Raw genomic sequence first — 290 nt, forward strand, 5'->3', positions numbered from 1 at the left:
CGCACAGATAATCCAGCCCATTCCACAAATGTTTGCCTTAAAAATTTAGTGCATGAGTATCGCCAGTGTATCCATTCCTTTTTGCCACTGCGTTCGGTTACTGGAGCAATGCCTGCGTATTTTTGTATGTCAGCGGCGCACTTATAGCGGTCACGATTTGACCCCATAGCGGCTAATAATCGAGGTGCTAATTGTGGCCCCGCCCCAGGTAAACTATCAAAAATAGCGCGATCTGTATGTTGCTTATAAAGTGTTTTAATTTCGTCATCAAATCGTGTTATTGCCAACAT

Annotated in this window: 1 protein-coding gene; it reads right to left on the reverse strand. The window is 43.8% G+C overall.

The window, feature by feature from the left end; genetic code table 11:
• Positions 1-290 (reverse strand): transposase (locus DO88_RS0118520; RefSeq protein WP_033041299.1); only part of this gene is annotated, 290 nt, incomplete at both ends.

The sequence above is a fragment of the Pseudoalteromonas sp. S3431 genome, from assembly GCF_000690035.1.
GTDB lineage: Bacteria > Pseudomonadota > Gammaproteobacteria > Enterobacterales > Alteromonadaceae > Pseudoalteromonas > Pseudoalteromonas fuliginea.